Annotated in this window: 24 protein-coding genes; 12 read left to right on the forward strand and 12 right to left on the reverse strand. The window is 37.3% G+C overall.

The annotated features are described in order from the left end of the window. Nucleotides 1-34: 34 nt before the first annotated feature. From ACM46_RS01615 to ACM46_RS01640, 6 genes are all read left to right on the forward strand, one after another. A complete protein-coding gene (locus ACM46_RS01615; protein ID WP_048504868.1) occupies nt 35-853 on the forward strand; it encodes an FkbM family methyltransferase in 819 nt (272 codons plus the stop codon). Between the two features lie 2 nt (nt 854-855). Continuing rightward, nucleotides 856-1,791 (forward strand): glycosyltransferase family 2 protein, encoded by a 936-nt coding sequence (locus tag ACM46_RS01620; RefSeq protein ID WP_048504869.1) that lies wholly within the window; start codon nt 856-858, stop codon nt 1,789-1,791. A gap of 2 nt (nt 1,792-1,793) precedes the next feature. Next, nucleotides 1,794-2,729 (forward strand): glycosyltransferase family 2 protein, encoded by a 936-nt coding sequence (locus tag ACM46_RS01625; RefSeq protein WP_048504870.1) that lies wholly within the window; start codon nt 1,794-1,796, stop codon nt 2,727-2,729. Further along, entirely contained in the window at nt 2,726-3,724 is a 999-nt protein-coding gene (locus tag ACM46_RS01630; protein ID WP_048504871.1) for an acyltransferase family protein, read from the forward strand. The genes ACM46_RS01625 and ACM46_RS01630 overlap by 4 nt, the downstream gene beginning before the upstream one ends. Nucleotides 3,725-3,784: 60 nt before the next feature. Beyond that, nucleotides 3,785-4,741 carry a glycosyltransferase family 2 protein gene (locus ACM46_RS01635; RefSeq protein ID WP_048505559.1) on the forward strand — a complete coding sequence of 319 codons (957 nt, stop codon included), beginning with the start codon at nt 3,785-3,787 and terminating at the stop codon, nt 4,739-4,741. A 77-nt stretch (nt 4,742-4,818) separates the two neighbouring features. Next, complete coding sequence (locus tag ACM46_RS01640) at nt 4,819-5,760, forward strand: glycosyltransferase family 2 protein (protein ID WP_048504872.1); 942 nt, start codon at nt 4,819-4,821, stop codon at nt 5,758-5,760. Nucleotides 5,761-5,995: 235 nt separating this feature from the next. On the opposite strand, the gene ACM46_RS01645 is transcribed toward ACM46_RS01640, so the two are convergent. The 9 genes from ACM46_RS01645 to ACM46_RS01680 all read right to left on the reverse strand — a co-directional run bounded on the left by ACM46_RS01645 (nt 5,996) and on the right by ACM46_RS01680 (nt 13,728). Then, nucleotides 5,996-6,919 carry a hypothetical protein gene (locus tag ACM46_RS01645; RefSeq protein ID WP_241485949.1) on the reverse strand — a complete coding sequence of 308 codons (924 nt, stop codon included), beginning with the start codon at nt 6,917-6,919 and terminating at the stop codon, nt 5,996-5,998. A gap of 1 nt (nt 6,920) precedes the next feature. Continuing rightward, nucleotides 6,921-8,333, reverse strand: a complete 1,413-nt coding sequence (locus ACM46_RS01650; RefSeq protein WP_048504874.1) for an MBOAT family O-acyltransferase — start codon at nt 8,331-8,333, stop codon at nt 6,921-6,923. A gap of 2 nt (nt 8,334-8,335) precedes the next feature. Next, nucleotides 8,336-8,716 carry a VOC family protein gene (locus ACM46_RS01655; protein ID WP_048504875.1) on the reverse strand — a complete coding sequence of 127 codons (381 nt, stop codon included), beginning with the start codon at nt 8,714-8,716 and terminating at the stop codon, nt 8,336-8,338. Then, nucleotides 8,716-8,955 carry an acyl carrier protein gene (locus ACM46_RS01660; protein WP_048504876.1) on the reverse strand — a complete coding sequence of 80 codons (240 nt, stop codon included), beginning with the start codon at nt 8,953-8,955 and terminating at the stop codon, nt 8,716-8,718. Before ACM46_RS01660 ends, ACM46_RS01655 begins: the two co-directional genes overlap by 1 nt. Nucleotides 8,956-8,964: 9 nt before the next feature. Beyond that, nucleotides 8,965-9,870, reverse strand: a complete 906-nt coding sequence (locus ACM46_RS01665; RefSeq protein ID WP_048504877.1) for a class I SAM-dependent methyltransferase — start codon at nt 9,868-9,870, stop codon at nt 8,965-8,967. After that, the gene (locus ACM46_RS01670; protein ID WP_048504878.1) at nt 9,867-11,594 is read right to left on the reverse strand and encodes an HAD-IIIC family phosphatase; all 1,728 of its coding nucleotides are present in this window, start codon (nt 11,592-11,594) and stop codon (nt 9,867-9,869) included. The genes ACM46_RS01665 and ACM46_RS01670 overlap by 4 nt, the downstream gene beginning before the upstream one ends. A gap of 16 nt (nt 11,595-11,610) precedes the next feature. Then, the gene (locus ACM46_RS23775) at nt 11,611-11,742 is read right to left on the reverse strand and encodes a hypothetical protein (RefSeq protein ID WP_277619843.1); all 132 of its coding nucleotides are present in this window, start codon (nt 11,740-11,742) and stop codon (nt 11,611-11,613) included. Between the two features lie 30 nt (nt 11,743-11,772). Beyond that, a complete protein-coding gene (locus ACM46_RS22900) occupies nt 11,773-12,801 on the reverse strand; it encodes an acyltransferase family protein (protein WP_083997312.1) in 1,029 nt (342 codons plus the stop codon). Between the two features lie 156 nt (nt 12,802-12,957). Next, complete coding sequence (locus ACM46_RS01680; RefSeq protein ID WP_048504879.1) at nt 12,958-13,728, reverse strand: class I SAM-dependent methyltransferase; 771 nt, start codon at nt 13,726-13,728, stop codon at nt 12,958-12,960. 106 nt (nt 13,729-13,834) lie between these two features. Here ACM46_RS01680 and ACM46_RS01685 point away from each other — a divergent pair, with 106 nt between their 5' ends. The 3 genes from ACM46_RS01685 to ACM46_RS01695 are packed head-to-tail and all read left to right on the forward strand — an operon-like array spanning nt 13,835 to nt 16,389. After that, on the forward strand, nt 13,835-14,377 hold the full coding sequence (locus ACM46_RS01685) for an acyltransferase (RefSeq protein WP_048504880.1): 543 nt from the start codon (nt 13,835-13,837) through the stop codon (nt 14,375-14,377). A gap of 6 nt (nt 14,378-14,383) precedes the next feature. Then, entirely contained in the window at nt 14,384-15,223 is an 840-nt protein-coding gene (locus tag ACM46_RS01690; RefSeq protein WP_048504881.1) for a glycosyltransferase family 2 protein, read from the forward strand. Next, a complete protein-coding gene (locus tag ACM46_RS01695) occupies nt 15,223-16,389 on the forward strand; it encodes a glycosyltransferase (protein ID WP_048504882.1) in 1,167 nt (388 codons plus the stop codon). The genes ACM46_RS01690 and ACM46_RS01695 overlap by 1 nt, the downstream gene beginning before the upstream one ends. Here ACM46_RS01695 and ACM46_RS01700 read toward each other — a convergent pair. From ACM46_RS01700 to ACM46_RS01710, 3 genes are read right to left on the reverse strand one after another with little or no spacing between them, the layout of a single operon-like run. Then, a complete protein-coding gene (locus ACM46_RS01700; protein WP_048504883.1) occupies nt 16,386-17,144 on the reverse strand; it encodes an SDR family NAD(P)-dependent oxidoreductase in 759 nt (252 codons plus the stop codon). The two genes, ACM46_RS01695 and ACM46_RS01700, sit on opposite strands and share 4 nt — an antisense overlap. Next, the gene (locus tag ACM46_RS01705) at nt 17,144-17,377 is read right to left on the reverse strand and encodes a phosphopantetheine-binding protein (protein WP_048504884.1); all 234 of its coding nucleotides are present in this window, start codon (nt 17,375-17,377) and stop codon (nt 17,144-17,146) included. Before ACM46_RS01705 ends, ACM46_RS01700 begins: the two co-directional genes overlap by 1 nt. 34 nt (nt 17,378-17,411) lie before the next feature. After that, nucleotides 17,412-18,386 carry a 3-oxoacyl-ACP synthase III family protein gene (locus tag ACM46_RS01710; protein WP_048504885.1) on the reverse strand — a complete coding sequence of 325 codons (975 nt, stop codon included), beginning with the start codon at nt 18,384-18,386 and terminating at the stop codon, nt 17,412-17,414. 44 nt (nt 18,387-18,430) lie between these two features. Here ACM46_RS01710 and ACM46_RS01715 point away from each other — a divergent pair, with 44 nt between their 5' ends. The 3 genes from ACM46_RS01715 to ACM46_RS01725 are packed head-to-tail and all read left to right on the forward strand — an operon-like array spanning nt 18,431 to nt 20,760. Further along, complete coding sequence (locus ACM46_RS01715; RefSeq protein WP_048504886.1) at nt 18,431-19,000, forward strand: acyltransferase; 570 nt, start codon at nt 18,431-18,433, stop codon at nt 18,998-19,000. A 45-nt stretch (nt 19,001-19,045) separates the two neighbouring features. Next, on the forward strand, nt 19,046-20,197 hold the full coding sequence (locus ACM46_RS01720) for a glycosyltransferase (protein ID WP_048504887.1): 1,152 nt from the start codon (nt 19,046-19,048) through the stop codon (nt 20,195-20,197). 11 nt (nt 20,198-20,208) lie between these two features. Beyond that, nucleotides 20,209-20,760: a serine acetyltransferase gene (locus ACM46_RS01725; protein WP_048504888.1), complete on the forward strand. Its 552-nt coding sequence runs from the start codon at nt 20,209-20,211 to the stop codon at nt 20,758-20,760. Nucleotides 20,761-21,202 lie beyond the last annotated feature (442 nt).

The following is a 21,202-nucleotide window of genomic DNA, read 5'->3' on the forward strand; positions in this document are numbered from 1 at the left end:
TTTAATACTAATACAAATCATAAAAACTATTTATATGCCCAGCTATTTAAAATCCATTCAAAGTATTTTTTTTCAGGAGGGATTAATGAGTTTTATCAAAAGAAAGTTCAATATTTCCTATCTTGATAATCGGAAGCTTTTTACTATTAATTATAATAACAGAAAAACGAAAATCTATCTGAATAAAAAATTCGGATATGTTGATTTCTATATTTTTGAAAATGGAATTTATGAAAAGTATATTATTGATGATATAAGATCGGTTCTTACCAAAGACAAGGTTTTATTAGATATCGGAGCCAATATCGGGCAGCACAGTTTGCTTCTTTCCCCTTATTGCAAACAGATTTATGCATTTGAGCCTATTCCTGATGTTTACCATGAGTTTAATGAAAGCATCAAACAAAATAACTTCCGGAATATTAAGCTTTTTAATTGCGCTGTGGGTAATTCTTCAGAAGTAAAATCTTTTAATTATGTAGTTGGGCATGCCGGAATGAGTTCATTTGTCGCAACGAAGAATCCAGGGCAAAAAAAAATAAATGTTCAGATTGAACCTTTAGAAAAAATGATCAATGATGCAAAGTTTGATGTTGTGAAAATGGATGTTGAAGGATACGAAGCTATCGTTATATTGGGAAATAAAGATATTTTCTTAAAAAACAGGCCTGTTTTCTTTTTAGAATTTTGCCCGTCTGCCATTGATGAACTGAAAGAGCATTCTTCCCGTGATTTATTACAGTTCTTCTTTGATCATCATTTTAAAATATACAGCAGAGTGCTTAATAAAGAATTTCACCACATAGAATCTGAGCTTTTTGTTAATGACAATCTAATAATTACACCCATATAACAATGACAATATCTGTCATCATACCTGTTTACAATGCTGCCGGTTTTCTGGAAAAGGCGGTGAATTCTGCGGCACAATTTGAGGAAGTAAGGGAAATTATTCTGGCTGAAGACCGGTCTACAGACGGTTCACTGGAAATCTGCAGGAAATTGGCTTCCGAAATCCCGAAAGTAAAGCTGTTTCAGCATCCCAACGGAGAAAACCGTGGTGCCGGTGCGTCAAGAAATCTAGGGATAGACAAAGCTACAAGTGATTTCATTGCATTTCTGGATGCCGATGATTATTACCTTCCGAATAGATTTGATGCTGAAAAGGAATTATTCAATGAAGCTCATATAGATGGGGTATTTGGTGCTATCGGCACGGAATATTTAACCGAAAAAGGAAAGCAGGAATTTGAGTCTAAATTTAAAGAGGTTTCTTTAAGTACCGTCAACTATCCTGCGGAGGGAGAAGAAGTATTCAGAGGACTTTTAAGTTTAACACCTAAAACTTTCGGTACTTCTTTTCACCTGAATTCACTTACCTTGAGAAGAAGTTCACTGGAATCTCACAAAATCCGTTTCAATGAATCTCTGCGGGTTCATCAGGACACGGAACTGATTATCAGGCTCGCCTATCATTGCTGCTTAAAAACAGGAATTATAGACCGTGCAATTGCTATACGAGGAATTCATGATGACAACAGAATTACAAAAATCATAAGATACAGCCCGCAATATAACCAGAGACAGCACCTTTACTGGGGATCTCTGTACCGTTGGGCGGTGGCCAATAAGATTCCTGATGAGTATAAAAAAAGAATCTATCTGGTATATAAATCGTTTGATCTGTCATTAAAAAAAGGTCTGTCTAAATACGGCAGCATCCTTTTAGAAATCCTCAAAAATCCGGAAATCGCGAAAACCAAGTACCGCTTTACCTATTACAACAGATAATCATGAAGATATCAGTCATCATTCCTGTATACAATGCCGAAAAATATGTTTCTAAAGCTGTGGAATCTGCTCTACAGTTTGAAGAAGTGTATGAAGTGATTCTGATAGAAGATCAATCTCCGGACAATGCACTTATGGTTTGCCGGAAACTTGCAGAAAAAGAGGAAAGGGTGAAACTTTTCCAGCATCCGGATAAAGGAAATCATGGTGCTGGCGCATCAAGAAATTTGGGAATAGAAAAATCTAACGGAGATTTCATCGCTTTTCTGGACGCAGACGATTATTTCCTGCCGAACAGATTTGATGCTGAAAGAACTTTTTTCAAAAGCCCTGAAATAGATGGAGTTTTCAATGCTATCGGTACGGAATTTCTGACTGAAAAAGGGAAAGAAGAATTTTTATCAAATATCAATGACCCGCATCTCCTGACAGTCAATTATGCAGCGGAAGGCAGAGAAGTTTTTAAAGGGCTGTTGGGGCAGACTCCAAGAGTTTTCGGTACATTTTTCACTCTGGATGCACTTACGGTAAGAACATCTGCGCTTGAGAAAAGCGGCCTTACATTCAATGAAGATTTACGGGTTCATCAGGATTCTGATTTCATCATTAAACTCGCTTATCACTGTCATTTAAAATCCGGGATTATAGATGAGGCGGTGGCGGTACGCGGTATGCATGATGACAACAGAATTACCAAAATCTCCAAATATTCTCCTCAATACAACCAGAAGCAATTTCTTTTCTGGAACTCTTTATATGTATGGTCCCAGGAAAACAAACTGGATCCGGATACCAAACGGCACATCACTTTGCAAAAAAGGGCTTTTGAGCTTTCTGTAAAAAAAGGATTCTCTAAAGCTGCACTGCTATTGGCTGCCATTTTTAAAGATCCCAAAATTTTAAAAACCAAGTACCGATTTACCTACCTCCAATCATGAAACTGAACAATCTACAAATATTAAGAGGCATAGCTGCCCTGCTGGTGTGCTGCTTCCATTTCCTTGAATATATCAATTTTAAGGATTTGCGTCTTGGTGATATCTTATTTAAAAGAGGAAGTATCGGGGTCAGTGTTTTCTTTGTGATCAGCGGGTTTATCATGGCTTTTACAACATTAAAAAAAGATTTCAGCATTAATACTTCCAGGGAAGTTATTTTATTTTACAAACGGAGAATTATCAGAATTGTTCCGCTTTATTTTTTGCTCACCGGAGCCTGGATGGTTGTGGGAGGAACTTTGATGGTGTATTTCCAGGGAGAAGGTTTATCCAGACTGATTCATTCCATTTTTTTTCTGCCCCAGAAAAATACTTTCCCTGTACTTTATCTGGGCTGGTCTCTTAATTATGAAATGTTTTTCTACCTGATATTCGGTATCGCTCTGGTATTCAGAAAAGGAAGGTATATTTTTATTGCTGCATTTTTTATTCTTACTTATGTAGCGGGGCTGTTCTACCCCACTGAAAGTTATTATCTGAAAATGATTTCCAGTCCCCTGAACTTATATTTTGTGGCAGGAATTGTTTTTGCTCTTTTACTGGACAAATTTACGATCAGTAAAAAATGGGCAGTTGTTTTATCTGTCATTGGTATTTTGTCGTTTTCAGCCGTTTTATTTAGCTTCATAACGATATCAAACAGTCTACTCATGTTGCTGATTGTATCATCATTTGTATTTACATTTTTACTATTCGATTATACATTTCACTTAAAAGGGAATAAATTCTTAATATTTTTAGGTGATATCTCATATTCATTGTATCTTTCACATCCTTTTGTAGAATTATTCTTCAGAAGATTCAAAGTAGAAGGATACATCAACATTCCTTATTTTGTATTAAAACTCATGATTGTCATTGCTGTTGCCGCATTTTTATATTATTTTGTAGAGAAAAAAATAACTGAATATTTAAAGCACAGATTTAATGCTTAAATGAGGCAGTATCATTTGAATTATAAACACGAATATTATTTTAATTGTTCAAAAATGAAGATGAAAATATCAGTAATTATCCCTGTTTACAATGCAGAAAAATTTGTTTCTCAGGCTGTAGAATCTGCATTGCAATTTGAAGAAGTATATGAAGTTATTCTGATAGAGGACAAATCTCCCGACAATGCATTGCAGGTATGCCAGCAGCTTACCGAAAAGTATGAAAGGGTAAAGCTTTATCAGCATCCGGACAAAGGAAATCATGGAGCCGGGCCCACCAGAAATCTGGGAATGACAAAAGCAACCGGTGATTTTCTGGCATTTCTGGATGCCGACGACTATTATCTGCCTAACCGCTTCGACGCAGAAAAAGTACTCTTCGAAGATTCTGATGTGGAAGGGGTGTATGGAGCGCTTGGTGTACACTACTATTCAGATAAAGCAAAAGAACAGTATTATCATCTGTTTGGAGACAGGCTTACCACAGTGTACAAAAGACATCATCCAAAAGATGTTTTCTTTGGTCAGATGCATATGCTTGGTCCTTTTGGGCTGTTCAGTATTGATGCGCTTACGATCCGCAGAGAACCCTTAGTAAAAAAAATGGATATCTGGTTCAAAGGCCATTTAAGACTTCACGAAGACACTGAATTTCTGTTCCGCTTGTCGTATTATCTGAATCTGTATCCCGGAATTACAGATAAAGCGGTAGCCGTACGGGGTGTACACGAGAACAACAGAATTACAAAAGTAGATACCCGAATTATAAATCCGGCGATTACTAAAGGCCTTCTCTGGCAGGAAGTACACAATTGGGCAGAAAAAGAAGGCACGGTTTCGGAAGATGCCAAAATTCATATCAAAAGAATACTCCGCAGCTTTGAAATTGCAAAAGCTCCCAAAATAAAAAAATGGCGTATGGTCATGAAATATTTAGTGACGGACTATCCCAGTATACGTTCCGGTTTGTACAATGTTAACTTCAAACATTCTTTATTTTTTAACATAAAAAAATAATCCGGAATATGGTATGTCAGAAGACACATTAATTTTTTCCCTTCCTTATATTTGTTATTGCAAACTTTTAATACAACATGAAGATCTCAGTAATCATTCCCGTTTACAATGCTGAAAAATTTGTTTCTCAGGCAGTAGAGTCTGCCCTTCAGTTTGATGAAGTACATGAAGTCATTCTGATAGAGGACAAATCTCCGGACAATGCTTTGGAAGTGTGTCGGCAGCTTGTGGAAAAACATGGCAGAGTAAAGCTTTACCAACATCCGGACAAAGGGAATCATGGAGCCGGGCCCACCAGAAATCTGGGTATAGAAAAATCTACGGGAGATTTTATTGCCTTTTTAGATGCAGATGACTATTATCTTCCCAACCGTTTTGATGCTGAAAAAGAACTTTTTGTAAAATCTGAAGTAGAAGGAGTATATGGAGCACTGGGTGTACATTACTACTCCGAAAAAGCAAAAGAACAATATTATCCGTTATTTGGGGATAAACTAACTACTGTTTATAAAAAACACAGCCCAAAAGATGTTTTTCTCGGGCAGATTTACATGCTGGGAAGTTTCGGCCTTTTCAGTATTGATACCCTGACTATCCGCAAGGAATCCATGATCAAAAAAATGGATCAATTATTCAGAACCAATTTAAGGCTTCATCAGGATAGCGAATTTCTTTTCCGACTTTCTTTCTATCTTGATCTTTATCCCGGAATTTTAGATAAGGCCGTTGCCATGAGAGGTGTTCATGAAAACAACCGGATCACATTGGTAGACTCAAAAAAAATAAAACCCGCCAGTACAAAAGTCCTTTTCTGGAAAGAGGTGGACAGCTGGGCTGCCGATGAAGCAAAAATTCCGAAAAATGTAAAACAGCATATCAGCAGGATGTACAGAAGCTTTCAGATTGCCAATGCACCTGCCCTGAAAAAATGGTCCATGATCCTGAAATACCTGATTGTGGATAATAAAAGTATCCGTTCAGGCCTTTATAATATTAATTTCAGGAACAATCTATTTTAACGTGAGTCCGGGATTCGTGATATGGGATATGGGTTTGAGAGTTGGAGGGTTTGAGGGTTTTAGAGTATGGAAGTTGCTGGTTACTGGTTGACAGTTATTGGTTGCTGGTTGACGGTTGCTTGCTGGATTGAAGAGCTTTACATTTACATTTCACTTGCGTAGCAAAATTGACCAATGATCTTTCTCAATCTCAGCCTTAGCCTGGAGATCTGAAATATTTCTATACAGAACCAGATTATTTTAAATTTTTACGGTCTCTTTTAATAGAATCTGCTATTTGTGAAGTCAGTAATTTGCCAGAGTCTTTATACATATGATTTCCGTCTACGTACACAAAATCATCAGGATGACCGGAGAAATCATAAAATTTCACATTCTGTTTTTTAGCCAGCTCTTTCATCAGTCCATTGAATTCCGGAAACCTTTTATTTTCAAGGGTAAGAATATTTTTAGAAACCGGGATTCTTACCAGATAAACACTTCCTTTAGGCTTCAGATAATCTATAATCCCGTTGATGGCTTTCATACGCTCCTGAGACAGTGAATATCCATACATCATCTCTTTAGTATCTTCGGTTTTCCTTGCTGTTCTGGCGGCTATGGAATCTTTGTTCATATCTACATTTACTTCCATCCATCCGTCTTTATGAAGAAAAGTATTGGATCTTCCTACGGCTTCCCGGTCAAGGTATATTCTGAACCAGCTTTTATGCAGGTTTTTGATCAGATACTCGTAGTTGGGAGACATATCGTAAAAGTACATATTATTGAATGGAGACTCTTCTTCCGGAAAGTCTTCTTTTTTCTTCACATCATTTCTCAGAGCCAGATTCCATGGGTTTACGGTAAGGATAAAGATTCCGTTTTTAGTATCCGGATCCAGTTTTCTTTTTAAAGCTTTAAGATAAATTTCGCCGTAAGGAGAATGGACAATATTCAGTGAAAAATTGTCAAAAGGCATATCCAGCTTATTCTTCAGCACATCAGGAACAACTCCCTGTACGCTTCTGGAATCGCCCAAAATAATATTCTGAGGTTTCGGAACAGCAAAATGCATATAATTATCGTCCGTATTACTGTCTGCGTAGGAACCCAGAAGCAGCAGAACGGCCGCAATACCTATGAAATAAAATGATATTTTAAATAAAAACTTTCCCATATTAAAACTGTTCATAAATAAAACTTCCGTTGGAAAATACACCGTAGTACATGATCAGGAAGATGAGAAAAACATACAAAGCTCTGCGGATTACAGGATGGAATCTTTTGATATCAAGCCCGTGTTCCTGATCTTTGTTGATCCAGTCAATTAAAACAATGATGCCTATTAATCCTAAAATCTTAATTTTAATAAACTGAGGAATTGAAAAAAGTGAAAAGCTGAAAATTTTTCCGTACATCCCAAAAGCCTCTTTTAAGCCAGGAGCCACGAATAAAACCAATGCAAAACAAACCAATGCCATCGTATAGACCATATTCCCCAATTCTTTGAACGTAGGAATGGTTTTGGACAGCTTTTTCTTTTTATTGATCTGATTATTAACAACCAAAGGGACATAATACAAGCCCTGCAATGCCCCATACACAATAAACGTCCAGTTTGCGCCATGCCAGAAGCCTATGATGACGAAATTGAGAAATACGGCAAGCATCAATCCTTTTTTATCATAATCCCTAAAGGCAATAACCAGTGGCGTGAATACATATTCCGTAAGCCATGAGGTAAGGGAAATATGCCATTTTCTCCAGTAGTCTGCAATATTCTGGGCAAAAAGAGGAAAGGCGAAATTTTTGGTTGTTTTAAAGCCCAAAAGCTTTGCAATTCCTATTGCCATATCAGAGTATCCCGAAAAATCGGCGTACATCTGAAAGAGAAAAAGGATGGCGCCAAAAGCTACAGTACTTCCGGAAAGATGTTCGTAATTCTGGAAAATATTCTGTGTAATAGGAGCAATACTGTTGGAAACCACCAATTTTTTAAAGGCCCCGAATAAAATTTGTCTTGCTGCATCTGAACCGTTTTCTAGTGTAAAAACTCTTTCCTTTTTCAACTGTGGAAGAAGCAGTCCTCCTTTATCAATAGGCCCGGAAGTCATACTTGGGAAAAAAGAAATATAATTAAAAAATGCCAGCGCATCTGTTTCCGCTTTCAGTTTATTATTCTTAATATCAATCAGATAACTGATCATTCTGAAAGTATAAAAACTGATTCCCAGCGGCAGAATGATCTTTAAAGTCAGATTATTTTTAATTCCAAACAAGTCGGTAAAAGACTCAATAAAGAAGTTGAAATATTTAAAATACAGCAATGTTCCGATAGAAAAGATGAGTCCTAAATTAACCCACAGCTTTCTCCTGGAATCATTTTCGGCAATTTTCAGCCCTAAAAAGTATATGATGACAGAGCTTCCGATCAAAAGGATAAGAAATCTCCAGTCCCAATAAGCATAAAAGACATAATTGGCTGCCAGCAAAAAAATATTCTGAGCTTTGAAATTCTTCCCTAAAATCCACCAGTAAACTGCAAAAAAAACGGAGAAGAAAAGAAAAAATACCAGAGATGTAAACTGCATGATCAGTTCTTATTTAAAAGTTCAACAATTCCATAAGAAAGCATTAAAAAAGCTACTTTCCGGTTATTGAAAAGTATAGCTTCTTTAGGTGGTGAGATGAGCAGTCCTCCTTTTTCTGTAAGATTTTCTATAGTTTCATCAATATTTTCCACCTCATAACAGATGTGGTAGTATGAAATTCTCTTTTTCAAAAGGTTTTCTACCGGTTTTCCTGATACAAGTTCGATATTGAGACCATCTTCAACAGTGATCATGCATAGTTCTGCCTGCTGATTAGGATCAAAAACCACCGGAGTTTCTTCTATGATTTTATGTAACTGCCTTATACTTTGGAGTTCTGCCTGTATATCTTTACAGGCAACTCCTACGTGGTGAAATTTCATTATAATTTGGAAGCAACAGAATCTGCCATTTCGCCTACATTGTTCCAGCTTTGAATTTCAGAAGACGTAAAACGGATTCCAAAAGCTTTTTCAACGGCCACAATTAACTGGATGTGAGAAAGTGAGTCCCATTCTTCCACGTCATTTGCAGTAGTTTCAGCAGTTAGCGTAATTTCTTCGTTGTCTAATTCTTCACGGAAGATTTCTGATAGTTTTGTTAAAATTTCGTTCTTATTCATAGTGTTTGATTATTTTTTAATTTTTAAAAATGATGCATACATCGTAGCCACTTTTCTTTTTTCTGCTTTTTCAAGGTCGATATCTTCACTTACAAAATACCTTTCGTTGATGATCTCCAGCCCCGCTTCTTCAATCAGATCCCTGATTTCCTGAATGTTGTTGAAGAGATAAATGTGATCAATAGAAGGCGCATTCGTAGGCGTTGTAATAAAGATGGTTCCTTCAGGTTTGATTAAGTTTTTAATTTTCTTTAATAATGACAGCGGATCTTCTACATGTTCCAGCACTTCGCCCATCGTAATAAAATCTTTCTTTTCATCATCATCGTTGTAATCGAATACATTTTTAAGATGATAAACCACTTTATCGCTTTTAATCAGGCTTTTGGTCAATTCAAGGGAAGATTCGCTGATATCAAGTGCCTCGAAGCTGCAATCCTCTCCAATTTTCTCCATAGCAGCCTCAAAATACAAACCGTGCCCTGCACCAATTTCAAGATACGTTTTTATAGGTGAATAATTCTGAATATTATTTTTAAAATACTGATAAACAGCATAATGATGCTTCCATAAAAACTGGGAAAGCAATAAACCATGCATATGAGATACCATCACATCAGGGTTATTATACATCGCCTTATTTACGGCATCAAATGATGTATTTCTGTATTTTCCGGTTCTCACAAAATCGAGCATTTCTTCATTAAAATCTCCGATCATTTTCAGATAATAATTAATGGAATCGTCTAAAGTAAGATTCTTTTTCTCAAGAATTCCTTTATACTTATTGATGAAAACAGTATAGTCCTCTATAAAATTGTCTTCCTCTTTCAGTAAAGAAAAATTCTTTTGAAGCTTTTTACCGTGAATGGCATTTTTGGCTGCAATATTTTCGATTAAGTGTTCTATTTTCATATTTTGGTGCTTATAAAAACTTCTTTCGTCTGATAATCGCTTACATTCAAAATCCATTGATCTTCTTTCACTGAAAACCCAAGTCTTTCATAATGGTCTTTTACCATCTGGTTTTTGGCTGTCGGAAGATACTCTCCCACCACATATTGGTAACCGTTTTTTCTGGCGGTATCTACAATCGTATTAAGGGTAAAATCTTCCATTCCTCTTTTCAGAACCCTGCAGCTCATCAGCCATGTATCAATGAAAAGGGTTTCCGGAGCTTTCTTTTCCAGGACAATCACACAGATCAGTCCGTTGTCTCCGTATTTATCTTCCAGCGTAAATGAAAGGGTATAATGCTCATCAGAATGAATCAGATGGTCTACATCCTGCTCCGTATATCTTACCGTTCGTAAATTAAACTGGTTGGAACGCTGCGTAAGCTGGGAAACTCTTGGTTTTGAAAAGCTGTCGAAAGACTTCACATCAGATGTCATATTCATACTTTTCAGGAAGTCTTCCACATTCGTAAAGCTGTCCAGATCAACAGCCCGCTGTGCTTCCACCTGATACTGTTTCGTTCTTTCCGCATCATTTTCTGAAAAACTGGCGGTTTCAAAAAGATTCAAACCATACAGATATTCCAGATATTCTGCCGGATCTTCAGGCAGTTTGGGAACACAGACTTCAGGAAGGTTTTCACGGACAATATTTCTTTCGAATGGGTTGTCATCCAGAAATACCATAGAATCAAACCCAATATTCAGGATGCTTTGAATTTTTCTGATATTATCTGCCTTATTTTCCCAATTCGCTACAAAAACGGCAATATCATCCAGTTTAAGGACCATATCGGGATGTTTTTCAAATGGTTCTTTGGCTTTATCTTCATCATTTTTACTACACACCGCCAGGATCACGCCTCTTTTTTGAAGAGCTTTGATCCAGTACTGGAATTCTGTAAACGCCTTTCCGATTCCCAGACTTCCGATCTGAATTTTCTCCAGTCCATCGTCCCCAATAATTCCACCCCATGTGGTATTGTCCAGATCCAGGATAAGACATTTCTTAAATTTTCCTTCCAGAGAAGAAATAATTCCTGTGATATGATGCGCTACGATTGGCAGAGCATCCAGTGAAAGTACCATTTCCGTATTCACATAAATATTGGGCGAAAACATAAAGTTTCTTCCCCATTTATTCTGAATCGAAAGAAGGTCTGCAATAAAGAAATTATCATAAGCTATCGCAAGTTTCGCCGACAGCAGATAATTAAGTTTATTCAGCTGGAAAACAAATGATGATTCTACCTTACCGGAAAAATTTCCAAAAACCTGATTATCAATTCCCGGGAAATTACAGTAAATCACCCGGCTCTTGGTTCTGCTCTGGATGGTGCGGTAAAGGTCTTCTATGTAGGAAATCTTCTGATCTGCAAAACCAGCCTGTGCATCGTAAGATTTATAATACTGGCTCAGCAGTTTATGAGAAGATTCAAAAATAATGGTATAGTCTGCATTGAACTCATAATATTCTGAAGAAGGATCCAAAATTTGGCGTGAAATCTGACCAAAATCGGCTTCGAAAATTTCAAATTCAAAACCTTCATTTACCGCAGTTCCTTTCAATGCAACATTGAGAAACTGGGTAGCGGTATCGCCAAGCAGGGCAATTTTGATCTTCTTTAGATGAGGGACTTCTCTGCGGAGTTCTTTTTTCAGTTCCGAAAACGTTTTGTACATAAATTCTTTTATCGTGTTAAAATATGAATGTACCCGGTCTCAATTCTATGTGTTCTTTTGTATTCTTTTTACAGCCTTCCCCAAGTTCAGGATTCGGGCTGTAAGTAGATTCTGTGTATGTTTGGGGAACATTGATGATCTCTTTCATTGTGTTTGCTTTATTACAAAAATAAAAATTTTATCTGATATTTACTTTTTTAAGATAATCTCTGAGCGGTTTTTCGATAAATTGATAAAATAATATCGACGTGATCACCAGAACCGCTAGGTAAATCCAGAATACACTGTTGATATCCAGCTTAAAGTTTTGCCACTTCAGAACTTCCCTGAGGATATACAAAACCGGGATATGGGTGATATAAACCGCATAACTGGCTTCTCCCAGATATTCCAAAGGTTTTAATGAAAACAGTTTGGTCACAAAACCATTATTCCATGAAATTAAAATGATCAGTGGAATAAAAAGTACCGCCATCAACCCGTTGTGATAAAAAAGCGGAACAAAAATCAGCGAAAGCATAATGGCTGTAAAAATCAGAATCACCGGAATATCATAATTCTTCTGCTTAAAATGATTCACAAAAAACAATCCCGCAAGATTTCCGACCAGAAATTCACTCACATGCATGAGAGGAAAATAGTACAGAAATTCATGACTGTCCGTATGCGGTCCTTTATAAGACGGCGAAGCTTCATAAAGATGAGAAAATACCTGCGTAATAACCCACAAAGCAATACCGAATACCCAGATACTTTTATTCTTTTTGGAATACAGATAATTATACAGCAGCGGAAACATCAGATAAAACAGAAATTCTACGGAAATAGACCATCCCGGAAAATTCAGAATCATCGCTTTGCCCGGAATCCAGCTCTGTACCCCAAACAGGTATAAAAACATATTTCCTATGCTGAAATTTGAATACCGGGTCACCAGATAAAGCAGCAATCCTACGACATACAGCGGATATATTCTTGCAAACCTGTTCTTGTAATATTCAAAATAATTGATTTTCTCTTTTTTATGATACGCCACGATCATAATAAATCCGGACAGAATAAAAAAATAACTGACCCCGACATTGGCTTTTAAAAAGATATTTGAAATATAATCCGTCTTGTAGACAAACATATCTTTATTAAAATGAGAAATCACGATGGCTATGGCAGCAAGAAATCGGGTAAAGGTAATCTGACTTATCTTCATTCAAAAAAGCTGTTCAGCAGCCTCATATAGTTTCACTTCAATATAAATAGCATTCAGGGATTTCAAATAAAAGACAGAGTCCGCCCGTGAAATTCAACAGTATCTAAAAGTGCTGTTAAAATATATGAACGAACATGCCATATTTCAATTTAAAATCTATTTGATAAAGACGCCGATGTATTTTCCTTCGTACTCTACAACCGTAGTTTCTATGCTGTTTTTTTCACAGAAATCCTGATAAGCAGAATTGTCTCCGATATCGTCACTGATAAAAACCCCACCTTTTTTCAGGTGCTTATACAACTCGTCATAAGCCCACATTCTTCCGTTGTAGCTCTTATCCGAATCATAATGAAGGACATCAAAAACCTGATTTTCTTCAAAAATTTTCGGAAGCGATTCTTTATCTGCAAAGCGGAACAGTTTCCAGCTTTTTTTCAGATTTTCCGGAACTACATAGCCCACATACTGATCGCCATCCTGTGCCAGATAAGGCATATCTGAGCTGTACAGCGTTCCGTTTCTTTTGGCAAGAGACAGAAGAGAAGCCAGCGAAGACCATCCGTAAGCTACGCCTGTTTCCACAACATGTTGTGCATTGGCAAATTCACATGCATAATAAATAAGCTCTAAAGCTCCGGGACCACCCATTTTCACTGGACAGGCTTTTTCCTTTTGCTCTGCAATTTTTAAAACATCCGCATAGTCTGTACGAAAAGCATCTATACCCAAACCAAACAATTTTGAAACTGCTTCTGTCTGGGAAATCGATCTTTCAGCAGCCCATGAATTTGTTTTTTCTTTGCCTTTGAAAGCATTTCCTCTGTTGACGGTGTTTTTGATAATTTTCCGGCCAAGCTCCGGATAGAGATCAGGCCTTTTCAAATAGCCGATAAATGTTTTGAGAACCCTTGTTATTTCACTCACTGTGTTGTCTTTAATACCGCAAAAATAAATATTTTTTTCTCATTTATGTAAAAACAGATTATATTTGTGAGACTCAAGTGAAAATGAAAAAAATAAAAGCTTCAATATGTTCTACAATCTTTTTGAGAAAATATACAGAAAACAGCAGCTTTCGTTCCTAAAAAATCACCCCAACGTTTTTTTTGAAAATATCCGTCTGGGAGTAGGCGGCCGCTTTATTCTTGATAAAGACCTGAAAAAGGTAAGCATCGGAAAATCGGTGGAATTCAGGAATTACACCTGTATTCTGGTTACGAAAGAAGCTCAGCTGGAAATCGGCGACCGGTTCTTTATGAACAATTTTTGCTCCATTAATTGCCTGGAACATATCTCAATCGGTGAAAATACTTTGTTTGGTGAAAATGTAAAGCTTTACGATCATAACCATACTTACGAAACCTCTCCGGTATTTAAGCTTCATCCCTCTAAATTTACGAAAGCCCCTATAAAAATCGGCAACAACTGCTGGCTCGGAAGCAATGTAACCGTGCTGAAAGGCGTAACGATAGGCGACAACTGTATCATTGGAGCCGGATGTACCATATACAAAGATGTTCCTGCCAATACGCAAGTCGTAAACAAACAGGATTTAGTATTCAATTCTCTATAAATTTAAATGAAATTCTCCGTACTTATTGCTCACTACAACAATGCTGTATTGTTCAAAGACTGCTACAGCTCACTGCTTGCCCAAACGTACACAAACTGGGAAGCTGTCATTCTGGACGACGCTTCTTCCGACGAAGAAAAAGCTCAGATAAAAGCAATCATTGAAGGAGATCAACGCTTTACGTTTTTTGAAAACGAAAAAAATTCCGGTGTAGGTGTTACGAAAAGTAAACTTATTGAGCTCGCTTCGGGAGAAATCTGCGGTTTTGTAGATCCTGATGATGCCATTCTTCCTGAGGCCATAGAAAAAGCCGTTCATGTATTTACACAGAAAAAAAATGTGGTTCTGGCTTATTCCCGTTTTATGAGCTGCGACCAGAATCTTAAACCCATAGCTCCGTTTAAATCTGCAATGCAGGTTCAGAACAAAGATCCTTATTTTTTCAACTATCCTATTCAGATTGCTCATTTCGTGACATTCAGAAAAGAGGTATACGAAAAGACAGAAAAAATGAATCCTGCTTTGAAGATTTCCGAGGATCAGGATCTGTATTTAAAAATGTATGAAAAAGGAGACGTCCACTTTATAGACGATACCAATTATCTTTACAGAACTCATACAGGAGGAATTTCACAGAACGAGAATAAAGCAAAATCGTACGAATATTTTGCGCAGGTGGTATTTAATGCCATGAAAAGAAGAAATCTCAAAAATATTAACGGAATGAAAGTTCCTGAAACGTATCCCGGCCAGCAGGAAATCTTCAGGCTTCTGGAGTATCAGAATTCCATTCCTTACAGAGTAAAAAGAAAAATATCCATTACTTTACAAAAAATTTTCAGGTAATGTCTTCAGAAAATCAGAAAATAAAAGTTCTTTTCAGGCACCGTTCTATGGAAATGGGTGGTGTGGAAAAAGTAATTCTCAGCATTCTTCATCATCTGAATCCTGAAAAATTCGACATAACAGTCTGCCTGAATCTTAATCAGGGTGAACTGAGGGATGAATTCCCGAAACATGTAAAGAAAATCTATATCACAGACGGTAAAGAGGATTTCTCTACAAATCCGCTGATCCATAAAATTCAGCTGATCCGAAGAAGGCTTAAACTTTCCCGTGCCCTGAAAGACCACAAGGTTTCCGACCGTCTTTTAGGCAATACAAAATTTGACATTGAAATCGCGCCAACGTATTCAGCCTTTAGCTCTGTCATTAACTCCAGCAATACAGCTTCAAAAAAAATAGGATGGTTTCACTCTGAGATCAATGTTCCCACTTTGCAGCCGCTGGTTCCTGATATCCTTAAAAATTTCCCGCAGTTTGATCATATGATTTACTGCTCACAAAAGATCAAGGATCTGATGCACCAATATTATCCTGACCTGGGATATCCTGAGGAAAGTGTTGTCATTAATGCCATCCCGATCGACCAGATCAAAATAAAAGCAGAAGAAAAAATAGAAGATCTTCCGGAAGGACCTCTTTTTGTTTCCGTGGGACGTCTTCACAACCGCAAAGGATATCACAAACTGATTGATGCCCACAAAAGATTAATAGATGAAGGATTTCACCACACAGTTATGGTTTTGGGCAGCGGTGAGGAAATGAAAAACCTTTCAGATCAGATTCGTTCGAATCAGGTTCAGGATACTTTTATTTTAGGGGGCAACAGAATGAATCCTTATCCTTACGTTAAAAATGCGGATTACTTTATTCTGCCTTCAGAATCCGAAGCGTGGCCATTAGTCATTGCTGAAGCATTAATCCTTCAGAAGCCGATTATTGCTACCGATACAGGTGATGTGGGCGTAATGATCAAAGACAGGGAAACCGGATACCTCATCAATTATGAAACTGATGAAATGTATGCTGCCATGAAAACTTTCCTAACCGATCCCGAGCTGATTGCCAGAATCAGAAAAAACCTGGAAACGATAGAGGACCAGTTTGATAATCAGAAAATTTTCGATGCTGTGGAAGGAATTCTTGAAGGCCTTCACTCAAAAAATTAGTGAGCGGAATAACCTCCGTCTACTACCATATTGGATCCTGTAATCCATTTGGAAGCATCTGATAACAGGAAAATACATGCATTGGCTACATCTTCAGGCTGTCCTATTCCCAGCGGATGTTTTTTAAGGATCTCTTCAGCTGCATCTTCACCGATGTTTTCAAACATTTTTTCCAATATCGGAGTGTTCACCATAGCCGGACTTACACTGTTTACCCTTATTCCGCTTCTTGAAAGTTCCATAGCCAGAGAACGGGCTCCGGACACTACAGCGCCTTTACTGGCCGAATAAGCAGCTTTTCCTATTTCACCTACCATTCCGGCTACCGAGGAAATAAAAACAAAACTGGAAATTTCGTTTTTGTATTTTTTAAGGGATAAAATTTTAGCAATTTCGAAACCGGAGATCACATTGACGGCAAAAATATCTGCATACAGCTGTGCATTGTGTTTCTTCAGCGGAAGTGTTTTCTCTATACCTGCACAATGAATAAACCCTGAAATCTTTCCTAAAGTGGTTACTTTTTCAGCAATCAGCTCTTCCAGATTCTCTGTTTGGGTAATATCTGCAATAATGGTTTCAGCTTTGGTATCTGCAGCCAGTAAAGAAAGGGTTTTCTGCAGTTCTTCTTCATTTCTTGCGATAAGAATAAGGCTCGCTCCGCTTTTGCTGCATTCTACAGAACAGCTTCTCCCGATGCCGGAAGAAGCCCCTGTAATAAGAATTGTTTTATCTTTTAAAGAAAACTTATTCATTAATCTTCAAAGTTTTCTTTACCAATCACATTCATCAGATCAGAAACAGTTTCTATATCTTTAAAGTGCTTTGTATCGATTTTCTTATCGAAATTCTCATCCACAAATGCAATCACGGAAAGCAGACTGATAGAGTCATAACTTTCCAGATTTTTTAAATTGGTGTCAAGCGTAAGCGTTTCATCTTCTTCTAATTCTTCCTGTAATTTCTCTAAAAAAACGGATGTCTTCATATATTTTTTATTTTATGACTTTATCTATTATTATTTAAATCTCAAGTACGGTTGCTCCCCAGGAATACCCTACTCCAAAACCTGCCATCAGCACACGGTCTCCTTCTTTCAATCTGCCCTTTTCCATCATGTCTTTCAGAGCAATCGGAATGGTGGCAGAAACGGTATTTCCCGTATTTTCCATATCAATATAAAACTTTTCTGCCGGAATTTTAGTCTTTTTTCTTAGATAATTCAGCATAAAAGAATTGGCCTGGTGAAAAACAAAATGATCAATATCCTCCATGGTCAGACCATTTGTTTCCAAAGTTTCTTTTACAAGCCCGGGAATATTTTCAATGGTGAAATTAAAAATTTCGGGCCCGTTCATGTAAAGATTTTCAGGATCAAAATCATTTTCAGGATTAAGTTCAAAATCGGTTTTGAATGCTCCTTTCTTTACGATCAGGTTTTCGGCACCGCTTCCGTCTGTCCCCAGGCAAAACTGATAGTCTTTAGCGTTTTCGTCTTTCTCTACAATGGCAGAAGCTGATGCATCTCCAAAAATACTACGGTTTCCTTTATCTTTTGGATGAAGATGTTTGGTATAGGTTTCCGAAGTGATCAGTAAAATGCTCTTTGCAATTCCGGACGCTACTAATCCTTTAGCAAAAGCCAGTCCATAAACGAATCCGGAACAGCCAAGATTAAAATCTATAGCTCCGATATTTTTTCTGAGCCCTAATCTGTCCTGAAGGATACAGGCCGTAGTGGGAAGAAAATAATCCGGGCTTTGGGTACAGAAAAGGATAAAATCTACTTTATTTCGGTCATAGTTCTCGAAAAGTTTTTCGGAAGACTTTACGGCAAGTTCCAGTACAGTCTCGCTTTCTGAAGAAATATGACGTTGTCTGATGCCCACTTTTTCATGAATTCTGTCGGAACTCCATTCGGGAAATTCTTTCTCAAGATCCTCATTTGTAAGAATCTGCTGGGGCAAATAATATTCTATTTTGGAAACTTTTATCATATAAATTCTTTTTCTTTGCAAAAGTAAAAAACAAATTTACAAAAATGATCTTCATATTCAGAATCGTATTAAAAATACACTCCGTATATCATGCTTTTCTCAATAAAGCAAGCCTTGAGGCGGCAAAAAACCGCGGCATGAAGGTCGGAAAAAATTTCAATATGCCGGACAAAATCTATTTCGGCACAGAACCTTATCTGATTGAAATAGGCGATGACGTCAATATTGCCGCAGGGGTAAGATTTGTGAACCACGGCGGTACCACTACCCTTCTGAGAAAGCTTCCTGGGTATGAAGATGCCAGGATATTCGGAAGGATAAAAATCGGGAACAACACGACCATCGGAATCAACTGTGTAATTACTCATGAGGTGCAGATCGGAAACAACTGTATTCTTGGAGCCAATTCGGTTTTATCACAATCTATGCCTGACAACACTGTATTTATCGGTAATCCGGCCCAATTTTTATGTACGATTGAGGATTATGGTGATATTGTTTTGAAAAGCAGTCCCGAATATCCGAGGGAACTGGAAAACGACAGAAAAAAACTGGACGAGTATATTAAGGCCAACCTCCCTTATAAATTCAAAAAAGCCAGAAGAATCAAATAAAAACACAGACCAGAAAAAATTTATTCGCGTTATTAATTAACATCTATGCCCCAAAAGAAAAAAATACTGATCAGAATAGGCTCGCTCCGACATGGAGGTGCAGAAAAAGTTCTCGTTAACTTTCTTAAAAACCTTCCTGAGGACAAATATGAAGTTGACCTGCTGATCAACCTGTACACAGGAATGTATATCAAAGAAGTCCCATCCTGGGTTAATTTATATTATCTGTTGAAAGGTGAAATGATCACCACCAACAAACCTCACGAAATTCCTGTAAAAGCATACAGAGTTCTTTATCAGAAAATGTTTTTGTGGTTTCCTTCTCTTCTTTACCGATTTGTTTTAAAAAATAAGAAGTACGACGTAGAAATTGCAGCTATCCACGGTATGTACAGAGAACTGCTTTCCAGCCCGCAAAAGGATTCCAAGAAGATCATCTGGATTCAGAATGATATTTTTAACCTGAAAGAATATACACAGGATGTCATCAGACAGCTTTTTAAATTTGACAGGATCCTGGTGATTTCCAACAAGCTGAAAGAGGAAATGCAGAAGCTGGCACAAAATGATCTGGAGAAACAAGCAGTTGTTAAAATTTTTAATCCAATTGATAAAGAGGACACTTTAAAAAAGGCGAATACAGCTATTGACGATTATCCTTTTTCCAACGATATCCCTACTTTTATCACCATTGGAACGGTTTATCCGCAGAAAGGCTACGACAGGCTTCTTGATGTTCATAAAAAGCTGACGGATGAAGGACTGAAACACCAGATCATCATCATTGGTGACGGTTTCGAGTTTGAGAAAACCCAGGCACAGCTTAACGAATTGGGGCTTCAGGAAACGGTAAAAATGCTGGGCTTCAGAAGCAATCCTTATCCTTATTTGAAAAAGGCAGATTTTTATGTGATGTCTTCCCGACACGAAGGATTTCCTACCATCATTGCAGAAGCGCTGATCCTGAACAAGCCTGTTGTTTCTACAGATGTTTCCGGAATCAAAGATCTTCTTCAGGACGGAAAACTGGGACTGATTACCCCAAATTCAGAAGACGGAATATATGAAGGTATGAAAAAATTCCTTACAGAAAAGGAGCTTGCGGGCCGTTATGAAACTGAAATTAAAGTTGCGGATCTGCCTTTTGTATTGGAAAAATCGGTAGCGCATCTTCAGGAAATTATTGATGAATTATAAATAGTTTAGACATGGGTTATACACAGATACAGAAAGACTTTTACAGGGAAAGCGGAAAATGGCTCTCTTCATTTGAGATCTGGAAAAAATGTATCAATCCTAATCTGCATTTTATTTATATCCTGCGAAAAACCCAGAAGCATGGCAGAAAACCTGTTTTGGGACTATTCTGGAAACTCGTTCTCAGACATTATCAGATCAAATATGGCTATCAGATCTATCCCGAAACAGAAATCGGGGAGGGTTTTTATTTAGGACATTGGGGAAGTCTGGTTATTAATCCCAAAACTAAAATCGGGAGAAACTGCAATATCGCTCAGGGCGTAATTCTTGGCCAGCAAAACCGCGGCAAGCTTCAGGGCGTGCCTGTCATTGGAGATGAAGTCTGGATTGGAGCCAACGCCGTTATTGTAGGAGGCATCAGTATTGGGAACAATGTTTTAATCGCCCCTAATTCCTATGTTAATTTTGATGTCCCGGCCAATTCCGTTGTTGTCGGAAATCCTGGAGTCATCTCTCCAAACGAAAGAGCTACAGAAGCTTATATTAATCATAAAGTATAAAATACGTCGTATAGATTTATATCGATATCGGTTATTTTTTCGTCAGAAAATCAATTTCTCTATTGTGGGAAAAAATTTTTTTGTTGATTTTTGTTATATAAATTTTTAAGAATTAAACTTTTAGTTAAAATTTTTAATCATTGTAAAAAAAACAACATAATTCTGAAACACACACATGAAAAAAAATAACTTTTTAAAGGACTCTGTACTTTTCTATAGTACCCCCTTTCCCACTGGCTCTGAAAATTCCTCATCTGCTGGAACTTCATTTAAATCATTGCTATAGCCTGTTTAAATAGACCGTAGTTACTTTTTCATTGTATAATTTCCTTTTTCTTTTCCCAAGTAGATATTGGAATTTCATGAGTTATCATTGATATTCTTCTGTCATTTACAGGATCTTATACGGACTACTTTCTGATTCATAAAAAAACACTTTTAA

Source organism: Chryseobacterium angstadtii (genome assembly GCF_001045465.1).
GTDB lineage: Bacteria > Bacteroidota > Bacteroidia > Flavobacteriales > Weeksellaceae > Chryseobacterium > Chryseobacterium angstadtii.